Below are 1,096 nucleotides of genomic sequence, written 5' to 3'. Positions count from 1 at the left end.
GCCTCTTGCAAGGATAGGCCATGTCCAACAACCGCCGTATCGCCGATGTCCGCCTTGATGAGGAATCGCTGGCTGCCCAGACCGCTGATGGGGAGCATGAGCGCCGCGTCGCTATCTTTGACCTGCTTGAAGCCAACCACTTCGACGTGATTGACGGGCCGGACGGGCCTTACGCACTGGCCCTGTCGGTGGTTGATCAGAAGCTCGTCTTCGACGTCAAATTGCTCGACGGCAGTGACGTGCGGATTTTTGTCCTGTCGCTCTCGCCCTTTAAGCGGGTGGTGCGCGATTATTTCATGATCTGCGAAAGCTATCATCAAGCGATCCGTCAAGCGACACCAACTCAGATTGAGGCCATCGATATGGGCCGGCGCGGCCTGCATAATGAAGGCTCTCGCCTGCTCGAAGCGCGCCTTGAAGGCAAGGTCACGCTTGATTTTGATACGGCACGGCGGCTGTTCACGCTGATCTGTGCTCTGCACGTTAGGCTCTGACACCGTTGGATCTGGTGCGCCCGCCTCAATCTGTTTTGTTTTGCTGCACCATGAATGCCATTCGCTCCCCCATGGCGGAAGGCTTGATGAAGCGCAGGTTCGGCACGCGCGTATTTGTCGATTCCTGTGGCCTACGCAAAGCCGATCAGGTTGATCCCATGGCCGTGATGGTGATGGATGAATTGGGCGTGGATATCATCAAGCATCGGCCCAAGACCTTTGCCGATCTGGAAGATGATAGCTTCGACCTCATCATTTCGCTCGCGCCGCAAGCCCACCACCGTGCTTTGGAATATACTCGGCATCTGGCAGTCGAAGTCGAATATTGGCCCACCATGGACCCTTCGGCCGTGGAGGGCAGCCGCGATAGCCGCATGGACACCTACCGCGATGTCCGCGACGCCCTCGACCGTCAAATCGCCAAACGCTTTGCGATGCTGAAGCTTTAGGGCGCTGTCTCTTCGTCAAAAGTGCTGAACCTACCCCTTCACCGGCTTCGCCGCATGCTCTCCCCTCTCCCAAGCGGAGAGAGGAGCAACACCCATAGCCCCGCGTGGAAAACCACCGGGGGTGCGGCTGAGTGAGGGGCCGGGGCGCGTGGT

2 protein-coding genes are annotated in these 1,096 nt (G+C 58.6%); both read left to right on the top strand.

Going from position 1 to position 1,096, the window contains the following annotated elements; genetic code table 11:
* Positions 1–20: 20 nt before the first annotated feature.
* Positions 21–494 carry a UPF0262 family protein gene (locus ACOVRA_RS01655; RefSeq protein ID WP_421718789.1) on the top strand — a complete coding sequence of 158 codons (474 nt, stop codon included), beginning with the start codon at positions 21–23 and terminating at the stop codon, positions 492–494.
* Positions 495–508: 14 nt separating this feature from the next.
* Positions 509–943, top strand: a complete 435-nt coding sequence (locus ACOVRA_RS01650) for a low molecular weight phosphatase family protein (protein WP_367178396.1) — start codon at positions 509–511, stop codon at positions 941–943.
* Positions 944–1,096: the final 153 nt, after the last annotated feature.

It is taken from the genome of Aquidulcibacter sp. (assembly GCF_049239865.1).
Taxonomy (GTDB): Bacteria; Pseudomonadota; Alphaproteobacteria; order Caulobacterales; family Aquidulcibacteraceae; genus Aquidulcibacter.
The sequence above is the reverse complement of the archived record's forward strand: the minus strand, read 5'-3'. Positions and strand labels throughout refer to the sequence as shown.